Genomic DNA, 19,243 nt, shown 5'->3' with positions numbered 1-19,243 from the left:
TTGCCACAATTATAGTTGTATAAACCTGAACTGGCTTAATATTTTTATATTTAGTAATGCAATTTGTGCTAAAACGAGCTAAAAGTTATTTAAAAAAGCCTAAAGTTATAGTATCGCTTTTCTTTTTGTTTGTTTTAACCCTGATATTTTGGTTTTGTTTGCCCAATCCTTTATTTAATAGTCCCACCTCCTACGTAATTGACGATGATCAGGGCCAGTTACTCGGTGCATCCATAGCAAATGATGGCCAATGGCGCTTTCCTTATAATCCCACAGTACCCGAAAAATTCAAACAATGTATTATCACTTTTGAGGATAAACGCTTTGAGCATCACCCCGGCTTTGATATTGTTGCTTTTAGCCGGGCCATCAAACAAAACCTGAGCTCGAAAAAGGTAAGCAGCGGTGGCAGTACCCTTACTATGCAGGTGATCAGGCTGGCTACCAGGCATAAACGCAATATCTGGAATAAACTGAAAGAGATTTTCATGGCAATGCGCCTTGAAGTAACCCATAGCAAAAGCGAAATTTTAGCGTTATATACCAGTAACGCCCCCTTCGGCACCAATGTCATTGGGCTGGATGCAGCGTCATGGCGATATTTTGGCCGCAGCCCTGATAAACTTTCCTGGGGCGAAATGGCGGCTATGGCTGTTTTGCCTAACTCGCCATCCCTGGTACATCCCGGCAGGAACAGGGCCATACTGCTCCGCAAACGGAATTCATTATTAGATAAATTGCATAAGGCAGGTATCATTGATAGTACAACCGCAGCCCTTGCCCGGCTCGAGCCTGTGCCCGACAGACCGATGGCCCTTCCTCAACTTGCTCCGCACCTGCTGCAACGTTTTAAAGCCGATCATCAGGCTAAGCCCAACGGAGATACCCGCATTACAGGCAGCATCAAATCGTCGCTTCAGCAACAGGTAAACGATATCCTGGAGCAGCATCATAGTTTATTAAAGGCTAACGATATCAATAACATTGCCGCCATTGTGCTTGATGTTGAAACAGGTGCAACACTTGCCTATGCCGGTAACATATCCCACCGGGAAGACCCGCAAATGGAGAGCGATGTTGATGTGATAGACGCCCCGCGAAGCCCCGGAAGTACCCTGAAGCCGCTGTTATACGCGGCAATGCTGCACGACGGGCTGATATTACCCAATAGCCTGATGCCCGATGTACCTACCATGATCGCGGGTTACCATCCCGAAAACTTTGATTTGGGTTACGACGGCGCCGTTCCTGCATCGCGGGCCTTATCCCGTTCGCTGAATGTACCGGCGGTTAAAATGCTGCAGCAATACAAATACGAACGCTTTTATGATTTTTTGCATAAAGCAGGCATCACCACTTTAACCAAACCTGCCGATCACTATGGACTGTCGTTAATATTGGGCGGGGGGGAAAACACACTTTGGGAATTAAGCGGTGCTTATGCTGATATGGCGCGTGTGCTTAATCATTACAACAAAAACGGCGGTAAGTATAACCCTGCCGATTTTCATAATCCTGTTTATGAAAAGAAGCCTGCAGCCAAACCTGAACTTGAAAAGTCCGGGCTGCTGGATGCAGCATCTATTTATTACACTTTCCAAGCCATGGAGGAAGTGATGCGGCCGGGCGAGGAAATGCTTTGGCAGCAATTTAGCTCGAGCCAGCGGGTGGCCTGGAAAACCGGTACAAGCTTTGGCTTTCGCGATGGATGGGCAATTGGGGTTACTCCTAAATATGTTGTTGGCGTTTGGGTTGGCAATACCGATGGCGAGGGCCGGCCGGGCTTAACGGGCATTAACACAGCTGCACCTGCCCTGTTTGAAATCTTCAGGCTATTGCCCGTATCGCGCGATTGGTTTGAAATGCCCATGGGCGAAATGGTGAAAATAAATGTGTGCAAACAAAGCGGCTACCGGGCCGGGCAATACTGCCAGGATGCAGATGAGCAATATGTACCCAAAAGCGGTCTGAAAGCCCCTGTTTGTCCTTACCATCAATTGGTGCATTTATCTGCCGATGCCAAATGGCAGGTAAACGGTAATTGTGAGCCGCCGGATAACATCCTCAATAAAAGCTGGTTTGTGTTGCCGCCATCTATGGAATATTATTACAAAGCCAGAAACTATCAATATCATGTACTCCCGCCCTTTCGCCCGGATTGTACCCAGGCCGACAATGGAAATACAATGGAAGTCATCTACCCTAAAAACGGCGCTAAAATATACGTGCCCCTTGAAGCAGACGGCACCCGTGGCCGCATGATTTGCAACGCAGCACACCGCCAGCCAGGTATGAAGATTTTTTGGCACCTGGATGATCAGTACGTTGGCGAGACCAAAGATTTTCACCAGGTGGCTTTAAACCCACCTCCGGGCAAACATATTCTTACGTTGGTTGATGGCAACGGCAATACTATCAGCATAGCGTTTGAAGTATTGAAGAAATAAAAAACACAACTTATCGATTTTAATTTTTCTGTAAACTAAATGTCCGCAGCAACCATCTACTAACTTTATCATTATATTGGCTCGATAATTTTTAACCGGATGCTTGAACAGTACGATCTGCATAATTTATTGGTAATTGATATCGAAACTGTGCCGCAGTACAGCACCCACGAACAACTGCCCGAAAATCTGCAGGTTTTATGGGAACTAAAAACCCGGCATCAACGCAAAGATGAACCTGCTGACATTCATTATGAGCGCGCTGGCATCTGGGCCGAGTTTGGTAAAATAGTTTGCATTTCGGCCGGGATCTTTACTGCCGGGAAAAATACTGGGTTGAGGGTAAAATCATTTGCATCACATGATGAAAAAGAGCTGCTTACCAAGTTCTGCAACCTGTTGTTCAGTCAGCCACCCAACCTTATTTTATGTGCCCATAATGGCAAGGAATTTGATTTCCCGTACCTCTGCCGCCGTTTACTGGTAAACGGCATACCAATTCCGCCGCAGCTGCAAATAGCGGGTAAAAAGCCCTGGGAGATTGTCCATTTAGATACCATGGAATTATGGAAGTTTGGCGATCACAAACACTACACTTCCTTAAACCTGCTTACCACAATTTTTAATATCCCAACCTCCAAAGACGATATAGATGGCAGCGATGTAGGCCGCGTATACTGGAATGAAAACCAGTTGGAGCGCATTTGCGCTTATTGCCAAAAAGATGTGATAGCTACAGCACAACTATTAAGACGTTACCGCGGCGAAGAACTGATAGCAGACGAATTTATAACCATTGTAGGCTAATAATGCTTAAAGTCAGTGATCTGTCGGTTAGTTTTAAGAATGGTAAAAACCAGTTCACAGCGGTAAAGGGAATTTCTTTTACACTTAACAAAGGTGAAACCATTGGCATTGTCGGCGAATCCGGCTCGGGCAAATCTGTTACCTCCCTTGCCCTGATGCGTTTGCTTAATGAAGATCAGTCCCTAATAGATGGCTCTGTACTTTTAAATGGTGTATGCCTGTGCAAATTATCGGAAGATGAAATGCGGCGTGTGCGCGGCAACCAGGTAGCCATGATTTTCCAGGAGCCCATGACCTCGCTTAACCCGGTACTTACTTGTGGCTTTCAGCTTACGGAAGCTATCAGGTTGCATTTAGGATCAAGTAAAGCGGAGGCTAAACAAAAAACCATTGAGCTGTTTAAAGAAGTACAATTACCGCGGCCCGAAGCCATATTCAACAGCTATCCTCACCAAATTTCGGGCGGACAAAAACAACGGGTAATGATAGCGATGGCTTTGGCCTGCAACCCGGAGATTTTGATTGCCGATGAGCCCACCACCGCACTTGACGTTACCGTGCAAAAAACCATCATTGAACTGCTGCACAAGCTGAAAGCCGAACGGCACATGAGCCTGATCTTTATATCGCATGATTTGGGCGTGATCAAAGAAATTGCCGACCGGGTTTTGGTGATGTACAAAGGCGAGATTATAGAGGAAGCCGCGGTAAAAGATCTATTCGCAAATCCCCGGCACCCTTATACTAAAGGATTGCTGGCCTGCCGCCCTTCCCCGCAGCAGCATTTGAAAAAGCTCCCTGTTGTGGCCGATTTTCTGGATGGGGCCAGGCCCGCAGTAACTATAGAAAACATCAGGGAATTATATCATTACCCGGACACTGAAATCGCCGAGAGAAAGCGTAAACTATATGAACAGCAGCCTTTGTTAAAGGCAGATAAATTAAACACCTGGTTTCCAACCGATACAGGATTTTTCAAACGGAAAGATCATGTTGTAAAAGCAGTGAACAATGTAAGCTTTGATGTATATCCAGGCGAAACCTTAGGCCTCGTCGGCGAATCAGGCTGTGGAAAAACCACTTTGGGGCGAAGCATTTTAAGGTTGATAGAACCAACATCGGGCAAGGTTTCTTTTGACGGCACTGATCTTCGTGAACTTAAAAAAAATGAGTTGAGGCAGATCAGAAAAGATATCCAGATCATTTTTCAGGATCCATACTCATCATTAAATCCTAAGCTTACCGTTGGGCAATCGCTTATGGAGCCATTGCAGGTACATCAGTTTTACAGTAACGATACAACCCGCAAACAAAAGGTACTTGAATTGCTTGAACGGGTCAATCTGCTGCCCGCACATTTTGACCGTTATCCGCATGAGTTTTCGGGCGGACAACGGCAACGGATTGTTATTGCCCGGGCTTTGGCGCTCCAGCCTAAATTTATCATTTGCGATGAATCAGTATCGGCGCTTGATGTATCGGTTCAGGCCCAGGTATTAAACCTCATCCGCGAACTACAAGACGAACTTAAATTGACCTATATCTTTATTTCGCATGATTTGGCCGTGATTAAACATATCTCCGACCGGATTATGGTGATGAACAAAGGCGAAATACTGGAAACCGGCTATCCCGACGATATTTATTATCGCCCAAAAGAAGAATACACCAAAAGGCTGATCGCTTCAATACCGGGTTGATTAAAACTGCTTTATCCATCACTATTGGGCCAAGATAGGGTCCCAAAATTCTGTATCTTTGATGCAAATACTATTCTATGTCTAAACGTAAGAAAAACAACTCTTCTATACACCAGGTACTTACCCAAATGGTACTTGATATATTTGAACAAAACGGCAATACGCCACTCAATTATAAACAGGTTTCTGCTAAATTAAACGTCCGTGACCCCGAATCGCGCGAGATCATCTACGACATCTTAAAAGACGAGGTTAAAAAATCGGTATTAAAAGAAATCGCTCCGGGCAAATTCCAGCTGCTTGAACTTAAAACCTTTATTGAAGGCGTAGTTGACCTTACCAACGATGGTTCGGCCTTTATCGTTACCGATGACGAGTTTGAAAGCGATATTTTCATCGCTCCTCGTAAGCTTCGCACCGCCCTTAACGGCGACCGTGTAAAAGTGTATGTATACGCCAAAAGTAAAGGCAAGCACAAAGAAGGCGAGGTTATCGAAATTCTGCAGCGCGCCAAAATGGAGTTTACGGGCATTGTTAAACTCTCAGAACGATACGCGTTTTTTATTCCTGATGATCGTAAGATGATGCACGATATTTTCATCCCCATTAGCGAGCTTAACGGGGCTAAAAATGGCATCAAAGCTGTAGCCGAAATTACCGACTGGCCAACGGAAGCTAAAAACCCTATCGGAAGGATCAAACATATCTTAGGAGCCCAGGGTGAAAACGATACGGAGATGAACGCCATCCTGGCCGAATATGGTTTTCCGCTATCATTTCCTGCCGAGGTTGAGCATGATGCTGAAGAAATTCCGGATGCGATCACGCCCGAAGAAATTGCCAAACGCCGTGATTTCCGAAACATCACCACCTTTACCATCGACCCATTTGATGCCAAAGACTTTGACGATGCCCTATCCTACCGTGCACTGGAAAACGGAAATTACGAAGTCGGTGTTCACATTGCCGACGTATCACACTACATCATTCCCGATTCGGCTTTAGACAAAGAAGCTTTGGACAGGGCCACATCAGTTTACCTTGTGGACAGGGTTATACCAATGCTACCGGAAAGACTGTCAAACGGCCTTTGCTCTCTTCGCCCTAAAGAAGAAAAACTCTGCTTTTCGGCAGTGTTTGAAATGGATGAGAACGCAAATATCATTACCGAATGGTATGGCAAAACCGTCATTTACTCCGACAGGCGTTTTACCTACGAAGAGGTACAGGAAGTAATAGAAACCGGCGAGGGCGATTTTAAGGAAGAAATATTCAAGCTTAACGCGCTGGCTTATAAGCTTCGCGACCGTAAATTTAAAAACGGCGCTATCAGTTTTGAAACTACCGAAGTTAAGTTCAAACTGGATGAAAACGGCAAACCAACAGGCGTTTATGTAAAAGAACGCAAAGACGCCCACAAGCTCATTGAAGATTTTATGTTGCTGGCTAATCGCAAAGTAGCCGAGCGGGTGAGCAAAATGGGCAAAGGCAAACACAAATACACTTTTGTTTATCGTGTGCATGATTCGCCCAAGCCCGATGCGCTGGCCAATTTTGCCCAGTTTGCAGCCAGGTTTGGTTATAAAATCAATACTAAATCTGACAAGGAAACAGCAAGATCCCTCAATTACCTGATGGAAGACGTAGAGGGCAAAAAAGAACAGAACGTGCTAACCCACCTTGCTATCCGCTCCATGGCTAAAGCTATTTATACCACTAAAAGCAGCAGTCATTACGGTTTGGCTTTTGATCATTATACGCACTTCACCTCGCCAATTCGCCGTTATCCTGATGTCATGGTACACCGGTTGCTGTTTCATTATTTAAATGGCGGACAATCGGCCAATGCCGAGTTTTATGAAAAACTATGTTCGCACAGTTCTTTAATGGAGAAAAAAGCCGCCGATGCAGAGCGTTCTTCAGTAAAATACAAACAAGCTGAGTATCTTCGCGACCAGGTTGGCAATACCTTTATGGGTATCATATCGGGCGTTACCGAATGGGGCATGTATGTGGAGATCATCGAAAACAAATGCGAGGGTATGATCCGCCTGCGTGATATCTCGGACGATTTTTATACTTTGGACGAGAAAAACTATGCCATCATCGGTCAGCGTAAAAAGAAAATTTACCAACTGGGCGACGAAGTAAAGATTAAGGTAAAACAGGTTGATCTGACCAAAAAACAGATAGACTTTATATTGGTACAAGAATAATGAACCGTGATTTTCTTGATTTTAGGATTTCCTGATATTTATAATCAAGTCGATCCTAAAATCAAGAAAATCAGGGTTCCCGTAAATAAATGAAACAACTTACAGAGTTACAGTTACTAATAAATGATGCAGTAGGCAAACTAAGCTATCCCGCTTACCCGGCCGATCTGTATGAACCGATAAGCTATATTTTATCTATTGGCGGAAAACGTATGCGCCCTGCCCTGCTCCTGCTGGCCTGTGACCTTTTTGGCGGCGACGTTGACAGGGCTATTGAACCCGCACTGGCTATAGAGGTATTCCATAATTTCACGCTGATGCATGATGATATTATGGATAAAGCCCCGCTCCGCCGTGGCAAAGCAACTGTGCATGAAAAATGGAACGCCAATGTCGCTATCCTCTCCGGCGATGCCATGATGGTAGAAGCCAACCGCATGATGATGAAGGTTGATGACAGCATTTTACGTAATGTACTTGACGTTTTTAACGATACTGCGACCGGCGTGTGCGAAGGCCAGCAAATTGATATGAGCTTTGAACAGCGTAACGATGTAAGTATCGAAGAGTACATCAACATGATCCGCCTTAAAACTGCTGTACTGTTAGGTGGTACATTAAAAATCGGCTCCATCATTGGCGGTGCAGCTTTAACCGACGCTGATTTGATTGATTCTTTCGGGGTTAACCTTGGTATAGCCTTCCAGCTACAGGACGACATACTGGATGTTTATGGCGATCCTGAAAAGTTTGGCAAGCAGGTTGGCGGCGATATCATCTCCAATAAAAAAACCTTTTTATTGATCCGCGCACTTGAACTGGCTAAAGATAGCCAAGCGCAAACTTTAAATCATTGGCTAAATGCTATTGAATTTGACAGCGTAGAAAAAGTTAAAGCCATAACAAACATTTACAACGAACTTGATATCAGGCAGCATGCTGAAAAAGCCATGCAAACCTATGCTGATAAGGCTTTTGCAGCCCTCGACGCTATTGATCTGCCCGAAGATCATAAACAATACCTGCGAGATTTTGCAGACGGCTTGCTGGTGAGGGAGAATTGATTTATATTTAAGGATGAAGAAATTTTTACCCATCCTTATCATTCTTATTTGCTCAATAAGCGCGAAAGCCCAAAAACTAACGCCGCCGCATTTTCGTGGAGGCGACAAGGCTTTTCATGATTTTTTAAAAGAAAATTTGAAATGGCCAAAAGATGTAAGCGGCGGAGAAGGCATTGTTACCATAAGCTTTTTTGTTGAAAACGACGGCCGTTTAACCGACTTGAAAGTTGTTAAAGGGATGAGCCAACCTTTTAATAAAGAAGCTTTACGAGTGATCGCCCTGTCAGAAAGATGGGTCCCTGCAATGCGTGACGGTCATTTTATCAAATCAAAATATTCCGTCCCCATACAATTTTATACAATGCAGGCTGTACAGGTTTTAGATAGCACAAAAGTTAATTGATCAATTATCATAAATTTCACTAAGGAACAAAGGGTAAATGAAAAGAATCTTGTCAGCTGCGATGTTCATAATGGGAGCCCTGGCAGCAAAAGCTCAAACAACTGATACAACAAAGGCTAAAGAACCCATATTTACATCAGTTGAACAAGTTCCTGTATTTCCGGGTGGGCTCCATAGGCTCGCCATGTTCATTGATGAAAATTTTAAATATCCCAAAGGAGAAACAATTGAAGGCAGAGTATATGTTCTATTTGTAGTAGAAAAAGATGGAAGCCTTAGCGATGTAAAAATTGCCAAAAGCTTATCTGAAGCAACGGATGCAGAAGCGCTACGGCTTATAAAAATGTCTCCCCCTTGGAAACCCGGTATGCGGGGAGGTCAGCCTGTAAGGGTTCAATATGCTTTACCCATTAACTTTAAACGTAGCCATTAATATTCTATGAAAAAAGTCATATTAATTTCAACTATCCTCTTTTTTGCGGGATATGTTCATGCCCAAACCCTAACATCTGGCGGAAAACTTAAACCAGAACAAGCCATTATGGATGTGCGACATTATACCATTTCGCTTGCTGTTGATCCTGTACAAAAAACTATCGACGGTTTCGCCACCATTGATGTAATTATGGCACAGCCTACCAAAGTCTTATTGTTTGACCTGTTAGATTCTTTAACTATCAGCAAAATATTGGTAAATGGTAAACAAGAACCTTTTGACTACAAAAACAATCTAATTACAATTAATACAGCCAAAGAATTGTCAGCAGGTAAAGCAAGCGTGAAAGTAATTTATGGCGGTAAGCCCCATGTTGCCCGTCGCCCACCATGGGACGACGGTTTTATCTGGACACAAGACTCGACCAGACACCAGTGGATGGCCATCACGGCCGAAGGTACAGGCGGCAAATTGTATTTCCCTTGTAAAGATCACCCCTCCGACGAACCAAACGAGGGTGTAGACATGTTCATCACCGTTCCTAAAGATCTTGTAGTTGCCGGCCCAGGATTATTAAAAAGTGTAAGCAAACAAAAGGGAACAGCAACTTTCCATTGGCAAACCAAATACACCATTAACAATTACAGTATCTTGTTCAATGCAGGTGACTATACCATAGTAACTCGTCCGTATACTACTGTAGATGGGCATAATGTACCTATCCAGTTTTATGTATTAAAGGAACATGCCGCCAAAGCCGAGCATCACCTCGATATTTTTGTAAAAACCATCAAAGAGCAGGAGAAATATTTTGGTGAATATCCCTGGGTAAAAGAAAAGATAGGCATAGTTGAAACTCCTCACCTGGGCATGGAGCATCAAACCATGAATGCTTACGGTGCCAAATTTAAATACACCAAAGTTGGGGGCGAAGATTACGATGGCCTGATGCACCACGAATTTGGTCACGAATGGTGGGGAAACAAAGTAACCGCCAAAGACTGGGCTGATTATTGGATTCATGAAGGCATCTGTACTTACGGCGATGCGCTGTATGTAAGGGAATTTGAAGGCGAAAAAGCTTATCTCAAGTTCTTCCAAAACTCGGCACTCTCATTCGGCAATAAAATCCCTATTGTTATCGGGAAAGATATTGATGAAGAATCAGCTTATAATGGTGATATTTATGGAAAAGGCGCATTTTTTATGCATACACTTAGGTATATTATAGGCGATAGTACCTTCTTCCCTACGCTTAAAGGCTTTGTTACTGACCCGCGCTACACCTATAGCAATTTAGCAAGCACTGATGATGTGATCCAATATTTCAGCAAAGCTGCCGGTCAGGATCTCAAGCCGCTGTTTGATTTGTACATCTATTCAATCAATAAACTGGAAGTACATGTTAAGGCCCAACGTGGCGATAAATACCAGGTTCAGTTGCTCAATATTGATATGCCATTGCCAATTGATATCACTGCAGATGGCATTACTAAACGCTATACGCTTGATAAAAAAGGCATTACCATAACCAGCAAAACTATGCCGGTTATTGATCCTGATACTTACTATTTAAAGAAACTGATCATCGAATAAACACATGAGATATCTGCTTGTATTTGGCTTGATTATAATACCTGTTGCGTTGTTTGCACAAGGCAAAGCTAAAAGGGAGAATGTTAAACCAGATACAACAGTTTATAAAACAGTAGATGTACAGCCAGAATTTCCCGGAGGCACAGAAAAGTGGACAAATTATCTTTTTAAAGTACCGATACCAAAAGACTACGACAAAGAGAATACACAGGCCAGTTTTCTTATACAAATGATTATAGAAACCGACGGAAGTGTAACGCATGCCAATGTCAGGAGGAAAATAAACGAAGCAATGTGCAAAGCATTCATTGCTCATGTAAACAAATCACCAAAATGGAAGCCGGGGCGTATTAATGGCAAACCGGTAAGGGTTTTGTATAGTTCTCCTATTAGTTGTTTTATGCTGCAATCTCAAGACGAATAATCACAACACAAAAAATCCCGATCAAAACTGACCGGGATTTTTTATATCCTAATATTTGTTAACTGATTATTCAGCTACAGTTTCTTCAGCAGCATCAGCAGCTTCTTCTTTTTTAACTTTTGGTGCAGCAGCTTTCTTTGCTTTTGGAGCTTCTTCAGCAGCAGGAGCTTCAACAGCTACAGCTTCTTTTTTAGCTTTTGGTGCAGGTGCAGCTACTTCTTCAACTTCAGCAGCTTCAAATGGAACTACTGATACGTATGAACGGTTATCAGCTTTCTTTTTGAAAACTACGATACCTTCGGCCAGTGCAAATAAAGTATGATCTTTACCAAGACCAACGTTTAAGCCTGGGTTGTGTTTAGTACCACGCTGACGTACGATGATGTTACCTGCAATTGCTGGCTGACCACCGAAAATTTTGATACCTAAACGCTTGCTATGTGACTCACGACCGTTTCTTGAACTACCGGCCCCTTTCTTATGTGCCATTTTTTATATCTTTTATGGAATTGCAGAACAACTCCGGTTCAACCTTTAATTATAATGTAATACCGGTGATCTCGATTTTGGTAAATTGCTGACGGTGACCGTTTTTCTTTTTGTAACCTTTTCTTCTTTTCTTTTTGAAGATAATTACTTTATCACCTTTTAAATGTGACACGATCTTAGCCGATACTTTAGCGCCTTTCAAATCAGAACCTAATTTGAATTTACCTTCGTTTTCTGCTAACAATACACTGTCAAATTCAATACTAGCGCCTTCATCGCCTTGTAACCTGTGTACAAAGATCTGCTGGTCTTTGGCAACTTTAAATTGCTGTCCTGCTATACTTACTATTGCGTACATGTTTGTTAAATATTGTTTTAAATTTCGAGGTGCAAATATAGGGATTGATTATTTAATAAACAACATCCCAATATTTTATTTTTTACCACGGTTCTCTACGTCGGTAAGTTTTTTCTGAATCTCGGCTATCAATCGCTGATTAGCATCAATTAGTTTAGGATTACCAAAGTAATCAGTATCAAAGATCACGCGCTTGGTTTTTTCCTTGTATTTGAACTCAATAATGTACCGAACAGCTTTTCCATCAGCAACTTTTGACGTATCACCCGTTTCCTTCGACGGAAAATCCCAGAAACCCAGATCGGCAGCTTTACGGTGGAGGTATAACAGGTCGTCTTTGGTTAAACGTAAATGCTCTTTAACCAACGAATCACGCTTGTCGAGATATTGGAACATGCCGGTATGTGAATCATATTTGTTCACAAGGCTATCCTTATGACCATATTGGAAACTGATCGATTCAAAATCAACAAAACGGTATGGTGCATTCTTGATCATCATACCATAATAATAAACGCAGTACAGTATAAACGGCACCACAACAGTCATGATCAGGAATACTTTTTTTAAACGGGGAGACATATGTAAGTAATTAGTGAATTATTGAATTAGTGAGTTAGTGAATTTATTTCTTCGCCCGTCATTGCGAGGTACGAAGCAATCGCGAACTTTACAGAGCGCCTATGTTTTATCAGACGTTATTAATTGATAGCTATAATTTGATTTTATAGGTATTAATGAGTTCTCTTTGGGTTTTTGTCTTATTCCTTGTAATGACGTACTTGTAAGCTGTTGATTATTGAATGTTTTTATCTATTTATAAACTTGGGCGTTGCCTGCGGCCGGGCTTTCCGTTACAAGTCCTCGCCTTTCCTGCCCGCAACCCCAACCCGCGCTGTGGGCTTTACACTGCAATCCCTAACGCGGCCCCTGCGCATATCCCTGAAATATATTTTGTGCACCATCACCGCTGATTCCAGGTTTCCCACAATGAAGGCATGTTTTATTCTCTTATTATTTGGGTACCTACTTCTTCTCCTTCCCACTTACTCACAACCGCTGTAGCCATAGCGTTGCCTAATACGTTTGTGGCTGAACGTCCCATATCAAGCAGTGGATCAATGCCTATCAGCAAAAACAAACCAGCTTCCGGGATATTGAACATTGCCAGCGTACCTGCTATAACCACCAGCGAAGCCCTCGGTACACCCGCCACTCCTTTGCTGGTAAGCATCAGCACCAGCAACATGGATAACTGGTGCCCGAATGAAAGATGAATATCATATGATTGCGCCAGGAATAACGACGCAAAGGTCATATACATCATGGAACCATCCAAATTAAATGAATACCCCAACGGTAATACAAAGCTTACTATTTTATTACTGCAACCAAATTTCTCCAGTTCTTCCAATACCTTTGGATAAGCCGCTTCACTTGTGGAGGTACTAAATGCTATCAACATAGCATCTTTAATACTGTTAAGCAGCCTGAACACCGGCTTTCTTAATACAATGTATCCCGCCAATATAATCACAGACCAAAGTACGATGAGCGAAAAATAAAACTCGCTGATAAAAATACCATAGGTTGAAAGTACACCTATTCCCTGCTTGGCCACTACCGCAGTTATGGCACCAAATACAGCTAAAGGGGCCATTTTCATCACATACCCGGTAATCTTCATAATCACATGGGCAAAAGCATCCATCGCTTTGATCACTATTTTACCTTGCTCACCTATAGCAGCGGTAGCTACGCCAAAAAACAAAGAGAACACCACAATCTGTAAGATCTCATTATTGGCCATTGCCTCAATAAAACTCTTAGGGAAAACGTGACCAACGAATTCGGTTAATGATAATGCCGTTTTTTTAATGCCTGTACTTAAATGACTATCAGGCAGTGGCAAATGCATGGTTTTGCCTGGCTCAAACAGGTTAACCAATAGCATCCCTAATAATAAGGATACCAGCGTAGCGCTGATAAACCAGAGCATGGTTTTGCCACCTATCCTGCCAACGGCTTTGATATCCCCTACCTTGGCTACGCCTACCACCAATGTGGTAAACACCAATGGAGCCACAATCATTTTAATGAGGTTAAGAAAAATCTTGCTCAGGATGTTATAAAGCTCAAGTTTATCCTCCCGCACATCTGTAGCCTGGCCTTGCAATTTAACCTGGGCAATTCTTTGTAACTTAAGGTCTTTGTAGGCTGCAACTGAGGTATCGGGTAATGCTTCTATTTTTTTGTCGATACTTTTAATTGCAGCACCTGCGGTACTGAGTTGTTTATTAAGATCGGCGAAAACGTAGGTGTTATAAATATAACCGGCTATCACACCCAATACCAGTGCGATAAAAATGAAGAGCGTCAGTCTGCTTTTTTTCATTTAATTTAATAAGCCTGCAAAACTACAAAATTTACGCGCTGTTTAAACTGCTATGGGAATATTCTATTTTCCGTTTAAATCGGATGAGGAAATAAAATCGTTGCCCCAGCAAACGCTATTTTAATTTCTTAACTAATTTTGCGAACTACATTAATTACATCAATATAATTAGTAGACCCATTCGTGTAATTCGTTCTAATTGAATCAAGCTTAAATGCAATTCGTGAAAAATATTTAAACAATTAGTATTTTGCCTGCTTATTTACAACATGACTACTACCGCCTACGGATTACAGCATATAAAAAAAGAAATTCAGCACCTGCCTAACGAGCAGCTGGCCGAATTAATGCTGCGCCTGGCACGCTACAAAAAGGAAAACAAAGAGCTGTTGGCCTACCTGCTTTTTGAAGCCCATGATGAAGCCGCCTTTGTAGAAAAAGTAAAAGCCGAAGCCGGCTTCATGTTCAGCCAGTTATCATCATTAAGTTACAACGCTGCAAAGGGCATGCGCAAAATATTGAGATTGCTGAGTAAATACATCAAGTTTATGGCATCAAAAGGTGCTGAGATTGAATTGCTGATCAATTTTTGCGAAAATTACCTTGAATATGCCGACAGGCGTACATCATACAAGCCTTTAAGGCTGATATTAATAAGGCAGGTTGAAAAGATCCGTGGCTTAATCAATAAGCTCCACGAAGACTTACAGTTTGATTACCAGGACAGTTACAATAAACTAATAAGCGATGCCGAAAGCAAGCTGGGCTGGTTTAAAAAGAATGATCACTTGTTGTAACATATAAAGCTTAACATCGTCTAAATATAAAATTAACTGAAGTGGCCAACAAAGAAGCAGCATTCAAGCAGATATATGAAGCTAATTCTAAAAAGATATTCCATCTGTGCTATGGTTATACCGGCGATGACGATGCCGCCAACGACCTGCTACAGGAAACCTTTTTAAAGGTTTGGCAAAATTTAGAGAAATTCCGTAACCAGGCCATGATATCAACCTGGATTTACCGCATTGCTGTAAATACCTGTTTAACCTATTTGCGCTCGGAAAAACGCCAGGCCAAAGACGAACTAACCCCACAATTAGCAGAAACAAAACGAGAAGAACTATCGGATAAAAACGAGCAGGTAGCTTTGCTCTATAAGTGTATTTCAAAACTGGAAGAATCAGAAAGGATTATTATAACTATGGTACTTGATGAGGTGCCATACCCCGAAATTGCTGAAATTTCGGGTATATCAGAAGGGAACCTGAGGGTGAAAATTTATCGTATAAAACAAAAATTAACGGAGTTATATAACCAGTATGAAAGACTTTGATCATTTGATGTCGGTTTGGCAGGGACAGCCAAAACCAGATCAGCTTTCGGTGGATGAGGTGCTGAAGCAGGTAAAGAAGGGAATAAGGAGTATAACCCAAAAGTTATACTGGAGTATTGTGGCCATGGTTGTAACCGTTGCGTTTGCTTTTGTCGTCACTTTTTTTCTGGCATTTAAGTCTGCAGTTACTACTATCGGGATCCTCATCGTACTGGTAACCATGTTGATGTATCTTTCGTTAATGGTACGTCATTATCACATTTTGAGTAAGCGCGATGCAACCCTCAATCCTGCCGAATATCTTGACAGCCTCAAAGCATATCAAAAAAACCGGAGCAAAGTTATAGGCTGGTTTTATTATACCTATATATTGTTGCTAAGCGCCGGTTTAGCCATGTATTTTATCGAGGTACTTGAACATTCATCACTCACCTTTAAAATAGTCACCTATACATCAATCGGGATCTGGTTTTTGTTCACCACGTTTTACCTTAAACCCCGAATGTTTAAAAATGAGGAAGAAAAATTAAATCTCATGATTGACAGGTTAGTAAGGTTGAAAGAGCAATTTGATTGAAAAGGTAGTTTGTTTAGATTTGCTTCATGACTATCGGGACTATAACGATTCAAAAACTGGCATTGGCCGATGCCGATGTATTGCTGGCTTTAAGCAAAAAAACATTTTTCGATTTTTTTGGCCATTTAAATAAACCGGAAGATATTGAGGCTTATGCATCTGTTGCTTTTACGCCGCAAAAAATACAAGCAGAACTCAGCAACCCAAACTCACACTTTTACTTTGCAATATCTAACGGCGAGATAACCGGCTATCTTAAGCTAAATTACGGTCCGGCCCAAACAGAATTTCAGGACCCTAATGCTGTCGAAATAGAACGGATCTATGTTTTGGCCGAACATCACGGCAAAAAGATAGGCCACCAATTTATTGATTTCACCTTAAAAGAAGCCGCCGGTAAAAACCTGCAATACGTTTGGCTTGGTGTTTGGGAACACAACCAAAAAGCAATTGCCTTTTATGAAAAACATGGCTTTGAAGTATTCAGCAGCCATGAATTTGCCCTGGGAAGCGATAAGCAAACCGATTTATTAATGAGGAAAGCGATCTTATCAAGCTCAAAGCCGAAAGCCTAAGGCTGAAAGCTTTTTTTGCTTTATTTGATTTCTTGTCGCTTTAAGCTTTCAGCCTTAGGCTTTTAGCTATTTAATAACGGCAATTGATAATTAACTCCAACCCTTAACGCTTTTAAGCCTGTAACGCCCTGTAACTCTTCCAGTTCAAGATATTCCAGGTCATCCAGCAAGTAACCCTGTACTTGCAGGTACCTGATGTACTCGTCATATTCAGCAGCTTCTGTTGGGTTAAAATATACCATGGCTATTTTGCCGGGCTGGGTAAGGCGTTCAAAAGTTCCTGCTATTAAAACTTTATCAATCCGCTTTTTTACCACCTCGTAACGGATATTATAGGCCCCCTCAACGTCAAAACGCCTTTCATCGTTTCTGAAACTGATATCTATAGCGTTTGAGTGAATAAATATTAAGTGCGTGGTTTGCAAAGGACGTGAAAGCTGATCGCCAAGGTCGTTTGTCATCCGGGCTATCTCGGCCATTGATCGTAACTGCCACAAACGGATATTTTTAAGGTACAGCATATCGAAAACGCGTTGCGGCGCTATTGATTGCCCTATGTAAATATCATATTCCACCCCATCGGTACGGAATTTTTCAAAATAACAGGGAAATGATTCCTGCACTTCTGTCTGAGCCTGCTCCAGGTATTGGTTGATAGAAGTATTGATAAGCTGCATGGAGGTTTCCAGGTTGCGCCTGTTTTCAAACGAAGCGCCGGTTTCCTCATTCATGGCATTAAAATACCTGTCAATAGTTTCCCTTTCGGCAGGGTAATTATTTCTGAAATGCTCCAGGAAAGGATTAATCTCGTTATGAAGGAAAGTATCCAGCATCAATTCATCATTGGTAGTAATATAACCGCTGATGCGTTCGAGCCACTCTTCGCATTTAGATACCAGCTTGCCGGTAAGGCTTAAATGAATATTTTCATTTAAAACCTCGAGCGTTTCAATAAGTATGGTGAGCAGATTTTTCAAATCCTCCTGCAGGGCGCTGTTACGCTCAACCGTGGAGTTACGGATATCAACCGCACCAAATAAAGGGTAAACATGGCTGAATGATACTGTTTCAATTTCAGGGCTCTTTTTCCTCTTTCTTTTTTCCTTAAGATAATTCCAGGCCACTTCATTAAACTTCCATTGAACCGACGGTTGCAACGAGGTAAATTTATTTTTGATAACACTTGAAATGCGGGCCTCAAACTGATCGATGCTGTTTTGCAGCAATTGGGCAATCAGCGGGATAGTAGCCTGTAATTTCGAGAGCAGTTTTTCGTAAAAAACAATCTCTTTATATGAAAACACTTCCATGATGCCTACATTTTTCTTATTGTAGTACACCGGGAAAATTCCGTAAGATTTAATGCCGGCTTGTTTCAAAACCTGCAAAAAGGGGAATTTACCTATCTTTTCGTCGGTAATGGAATTGAAAAAGATAGGCCTCGGGTTCTGGTTGTAATCATCAATGATGGCGTCAAACGTTTCTTCCGCAAGGTTAAAATCTTTAGCGGCCTTAAGCAGGATACTTCTGGAGCATTCGTCGTTATCAAAAATAGGCTCATTATTGATGGTTAAAAAAGGCATCAACCCAAACTCAATGCCCGGGCTTTCGGCAAGGGATTTTAGCGAGCTGATGATGTGCGCATATTGCTCATCCTCATTTGCCGAATGGTTAACAAGCTCAGTACGAATATTTTCAAGTGCATGCGTTAACGTTACATCTGTTAACGTAATTATTGTGAACCCCTTGAATTTAAAAATATTAAGCGGTATTACCTTTTCAATTAACTCAAGGCTGGTATGCGAATGTAAATAGGGTTCAATAGTATCAAAGCTAAGTTCAGGCAGTTCGCCATTCAATTCAATTTCCACGAAGCGGGCATCAGTCTGGATATTAAAATACCTTGAAAGACCGGTTTCAGGATCTTCGTATGAAAACAGCAATTCATTCTTAATTGCCGACGAAAAGCCATACATCCGCTCAAGGATCAGGTTATAAATGAACCGCTTTTGCCTGTCGCTAAACATTTCATTCTTGGATACATTCAACGCATATAAATTAGAATGATGACTTGAATGGAAATCATAAAAAGCCTCTGTACTGAAAAATATCTTATCAGGTACAGGTGTGCTTAGCGCCCAGTGAAATTCCTTTTCGTTAGCTATTGGCGGTGTCAGTATGGAGTAAATGAGCTCCAGCATTTCCCTGTATTTTTCGGCATCCGTGGGCCGCATATCCAGGTCAATACATATATCATGCTCAAAACGTTCCAAAACATAGCGATAGAACTCGCTTTTGAGCGTTTTTTCGGTAGCAATCCGTTCTTTTAAATGTGCTACGAACGGGTTAAATGTAAGGCATGTTTCAACCTGACAAATGGTGCATTCGTTTTTGCTTATATTGAGTACTTCCGTGTGCAT

18 protein-coding genes are annotated in these 19,243 nt (G+C 42.0%); 13 read left to right on the top strand and 5 right to left on the bottom strand.

Annotated features, from left to right (window positions below):
* Positions 1-56 precede the first annotated feature (56 nt).
* From pbpC to FHW88_RS07120, 9 genes are all read left to right on the top strand, one after another.
* Positions 57-2,447 (top strand): penicillin-binding protein 1C, encoded by a 2,391-nt coding sequence (gene pbpC, locus FHW88_RS07160; protein ID WP_176624205.1) that lies wholly within the window; start codon positions 57-59, stop codon positions 2,445-2,447.
* Positions 2,448-2,546: 99 nt separating this feature from the next.
* Positions 2,547-3,254, top strand: a complete 708-nt coding sequence (locus FHW88_RS07155; RefSeq protein ID WP_176624202.1) for a 3'-5' exonuclease — start codon at positions 2,547-2,549, stop codon at positions 3,252-3,254.
* 2 nt (positions 3,255-3,256) lie between these two features.
* Complete coding sequence (locus FHW88_RS07150) at positions 3,257-4,954, top strand: ABC transporter ATP-binding protein (protein WP_176624200.1); 1,698 nt, start codon at positions 3,257-3,259, stop codon at positions 4,952-4,954.
* 77 nt (positions 4,955-5,031) lie between these two features.
* Complete coding sequence (gene rnr, locus FHW88_RS07145; protein ID WP_176624198.1) at positions 5,032-7,170, top strand: ribonuclease R; 2,139 nt, start codon at positions 5,032-5,034, stop codon at positions 7,168-7,170.
* A gap of 89 nt (positions 7,171-7,259) precedes the next feature.
* Positions 7,260-8,234 (top strand): polyprenyl synthetase family protein, encoded by a 975-nt coding sequence (locus tag FHW88_RS07140; RefSeq protein ID WP_090525026.1) that lies wholly within the window; start codon positions 7,260-7,262, stop codon positions 8,232-8,234.
* Between the two features lie 13 nt (positions 8,235-8,247).
* Positions 8,248-8,637: a TonB family protein gene (locus FHW88_RS07135; protein ID WP_176624196.1), complete on the top strand. Its 390-nt coding sequence runs from the start codon at positions 8,248-8,250 to the stop codon at positions 8,635-8,637.
* Between the two features lie 37 nt (positions 8,638-8,674).
* Positions 8,675-9,070, top strand: a complete 396-nt coding sequence (locus FHW88_RS07130) for an energy transducer TonB (RefSeq protein ID WP_176624194.1) — start codon at positions 8,675-8,677, stop codon at positions 9,068-9,070.
* Positions 9,071-9,076: 6 nt separating this feature from the next.
* The gene (locus tag FHW88_RS07125) at positions 9,077-10,669 is read left to right on the top strand and encodes a M1 family metallopeptidase (protein WP_176624192.1); all 1,593 of its coding nucleotides are present in this window, start codon (positions 9,077-9,079) and stop codon (positions 10,667-10,669) included.
* Positions 10,670-10,673: 4 nt separating this feature from the next.
* Positions 10,674-11,093 (top strand): energy transducer TonB, encoded by a 420-nt coding sequence (locus tag FHW88_RS07120; protein WP_176624190.1) that lies wholly within the window; start codon positions 10,674-10,676, stop codon positions 11,091-11,093.
* A gap of 66 nt (positions 11,094-11,159) precedes the next feature.
* Here FHW88_RS07120 and rpmA read toward each other — a convergent pair whose 3' ends face one another.
* The 4 genes from rpmA to FHW88_RS07100 form a co-directional block, all read right to left on the bottom strand.
* Complete coding sequence (rpmA, locus tag FHW88_RS07115; protein ID WP_176624188.1) at positions 11,160-11,582, bottom strand: 50S ribosomal protein L27; 423 nt, start codon at positions 11,580-11,582, stop codon at positions 11,160-11,162.
* Between the two features lie 49 nt (positions 11,583-11,631).
* Positions 11,632-11,940 (bottom strand): 50S ribosomal protein L21, encoded by a 309-nt coding sequence (gene rplU, locus FHW88_RS07110; protein WP_090467954.1) that lies wholly within the window; start codon positions 11,938-11,940, stop codon positions 11,632-11,634.
* 75 nt (positions 11,941-12,015) lie between these two features.
* Positions 12,016-12,522: a hypothetical protein gene (locus FHW88_RS07105; RefSeq protein WP_176624186.1), complete on the bottom strand. Its 507-nt coding sequence runs from the start codon at positions 12,520-12,522 to the stop codon at positions 12,016-12,018.
* A gap of 421 nt (positions 12,523-12,943) precedes the next feature.
* Positions 12,944-14,335, bottom strand: coding sequence for a dicarboxylate/amino acid:cation symporter (locus FHW88_RS07100; protein WP_176624184.1), 1,392 nt, complete (start codon positions 14,333-14,335; stop codon positions 12,944-12,946).
* Between the two features lie 269 nt (positions 14,336-14,604).
* Between FHW88_RS07100 and FHW88_RS07095 the strand changes: the two genes are divergently transcribed.
* Genes FHW88_RS07095 through FHW88_RS07080 form a run of 4 tightly spaced genes read left to right on the top strand, consistent with a single transcriptional unit; the run spans position 14,605 to position 16,823 of the window.
* Positions 14,605-15,132 (top strand): hypothetical protein, encoded by a 528-nt coding sequence (locus FHW88_RS07095; protein ID WP_176624182.1) that lies wholly within the window; start codon positions 14,605-14,607, stop codon positions 15,130-15,132.
* 41 nt (positions 15,133-15,173) lie between these two features.
* Positions 15,174-15,671 carry an RNA polymerase sigma factor gene (locus FHW88_RS07090; protein WP_090525007.1) on the top strand — a complete coding sequence of 166 codons (498 nt, stop codon included), beginning with the start codon at positions 15,174-15,176 and terminating at the stop codon, positions 15,669-15,671.
* Positions 15,658-16,248, top strand: a complete 591-nt coding sequence (locus FHW88_RS07085) for a hypothetical protein (RefSeq protein ID WP_090525003.1) — start codon at positions 15,658-15,660, stop codon at positions 16,246-16,248. Before FHW88_RS07090 ends, FHW88_RS07085 begins: the two co-directional genes overlap by 14 nt.
* Before the next feature lie 26 nt (positions 16,249-16,274).
* On the top strand, positions 16,275-16,823 hold the full coding sequence (locus FHW88_RS07080; protein ID WP_176624180.1) for a GNAT family N-acetyltransferase: 549 nt from the start codon (positions 16,275-16,277) through the stop codon (positions 16,821-16,823).
* Between the two features lie 62 nt (positions 16,824-16,885).
* On the opposite strand, the gene FHW88_RS07075 is transcribed toward FHW88_RS07080, so the two are convergent.
* Positions 16,886-19,243 (bottom strand): GAF domain-containing protein, encoded by a 2,358-nt coding sequence (locus tag FHW88_RS07075; RefSeq protein WP_176624178.1) that lies wholly within the window; start codon positions 19,241-19,243, stop codon positions 16,886-16,888.

The sequence above is a fragment of the Mucilaginibacter sp. SG538B genome, from assembly GCF_013376065.1.
GTDB lineage: Bacteria > Bacteroidota > Bacteroidia > Sphingobacteriales > Sphingobacteriaceae > Mucilaginibacter > Mucilaginibacter rubeus.
The sequence above is the reverse complement of the archived record's forward strand: the minus strand, read 5'-3'. Positions and strand labels throughout refer to the sequence as shown.

What these genes read in the sequence shown, in the direction of transcription:
- FHW88_RS07135 (WP_176624196.1), top strand. Translation starts at nt 8,248, where the DNA reads ATGAAGAAATTTTTACCCATCCTTATCATTCTTATTTGCTCAATAAGC.
- FHW88_RS07080 (WP_176624180.1), top strand. Translation starts at nt 16,275, where the DNA reads ATGACTATCGGGACTATAACGATTCAAAAACTGGCATTGGCCGATGCC.
- FHW88_RS07140 (WP_090525026.1), top strand. Translation starts at nt 7,260, where the DNA reads ATGAAACAACTTACAGAGTTACAGTTACTAATAAATGATGCAGTAGGC.
- FHW88_RS07095 (WP_176624182.1), top strand. Translation starts at nt 14,605, where the DNA reads ATGACTACTACCGCCTACGGATTACAGCATATAAAAAAAGAAATTCAG.
- FHW88_RS07130 (WP_176624194.1), top strand. Translation starts at nt 8,675, where the DNA reads ATGAAAAGAATCTTGTCAGCTGCGATGTTCATAATGGGAGCCCTGGCA.
- FHW88_RS07150 (WP_176624200.1), top strand. Translation starts at nt 3,257, where the DNA reads ATGCTTAAAGTCAGTGATCTGTCGGTTAGTTTTAAGAATGGTAAAAAC.
- FHW88_RS07125 (WP_176624192.1), top strand. Translation starts at nt 9,077, where the DNA reads ATGAAAAAAGTCATATTAATTTCAACTATCCTCTTTTTTGCGGGATAT.
- rpmA (WP_176624188.1), bottom strand. Translation starts at nt 11,582, where the DNA reads ATGGCACATAAGAAAGGGGCCGGTAGTTCAAGAAACGGTCGTGAGTCA.
- rplU (WP_090467954.1), bottom strand. Translation starts at nt 11,940, where the DNA reads ATGTACGCAATAGTAAGTATAGCAGGACAGCAATTTAAAGTTGCCAAA.
- pbpC (WP_176624205.1), top strand. Translation starts at nt 57, where the DNA reads ATGCAATTTGTGCTAAAACGAGCTAAAAGTTATTTAAAAAAGCCTAAA.
- FHW88_RS07075 (WP_176624178.1), bottom strand. Translation starts at nt 19,243, where the DNA reads ATGCACACGGAAGTACTCAATATAAGCAAAAACGAATGCACCATTTGT.
- FHW88_RS07120 (WP_176624190.1), top strand. Translation starts at nt 10,674, where the DNA reads ATGAGATATCTGCTTGTATTTGGCTTGATTATAATACCTGTTGCGTTG.
- rnr (WP_176624198.1), top strand. Translation starts at nt 5,032, where the DNA reads ATGTCTAAACGTAAGAAAAACAACTCTTCTATACACCAGGTACTTACC.
- FHW88_RS07155 (WP_176624202.1), top strand. Translation starts at nt 2,547, where the DNA reads ATGCTTGAACAGTACGATCTGCATAATTTATTGGTAATTGATATCGAA.
- FHW88_RS07105 (WP_176624186.1), bottom strand. Translation starts at nt 12,522, where the DNA reads ATGTCTCCCCGTTTAAAAAAAGTATTCCTGATCATGACTGTTGTGGTG.
- FHW88_RS07100 (WP_176624184.1), bottom strand. Translation starts at nt 14,335, where the DNA reads ATGAAAAAAAGCAGACTGACGCTCTTCATTTTTATCGCACTGGTATTG.
- FHW88_RS07085 (WP_090525003.1), top strand. Translation starts at nt 15,658, where the DNA reads ATGAAAGACTTTGATCATTTGATGTCGGTTTGGCAGGGACAGCCAAAA.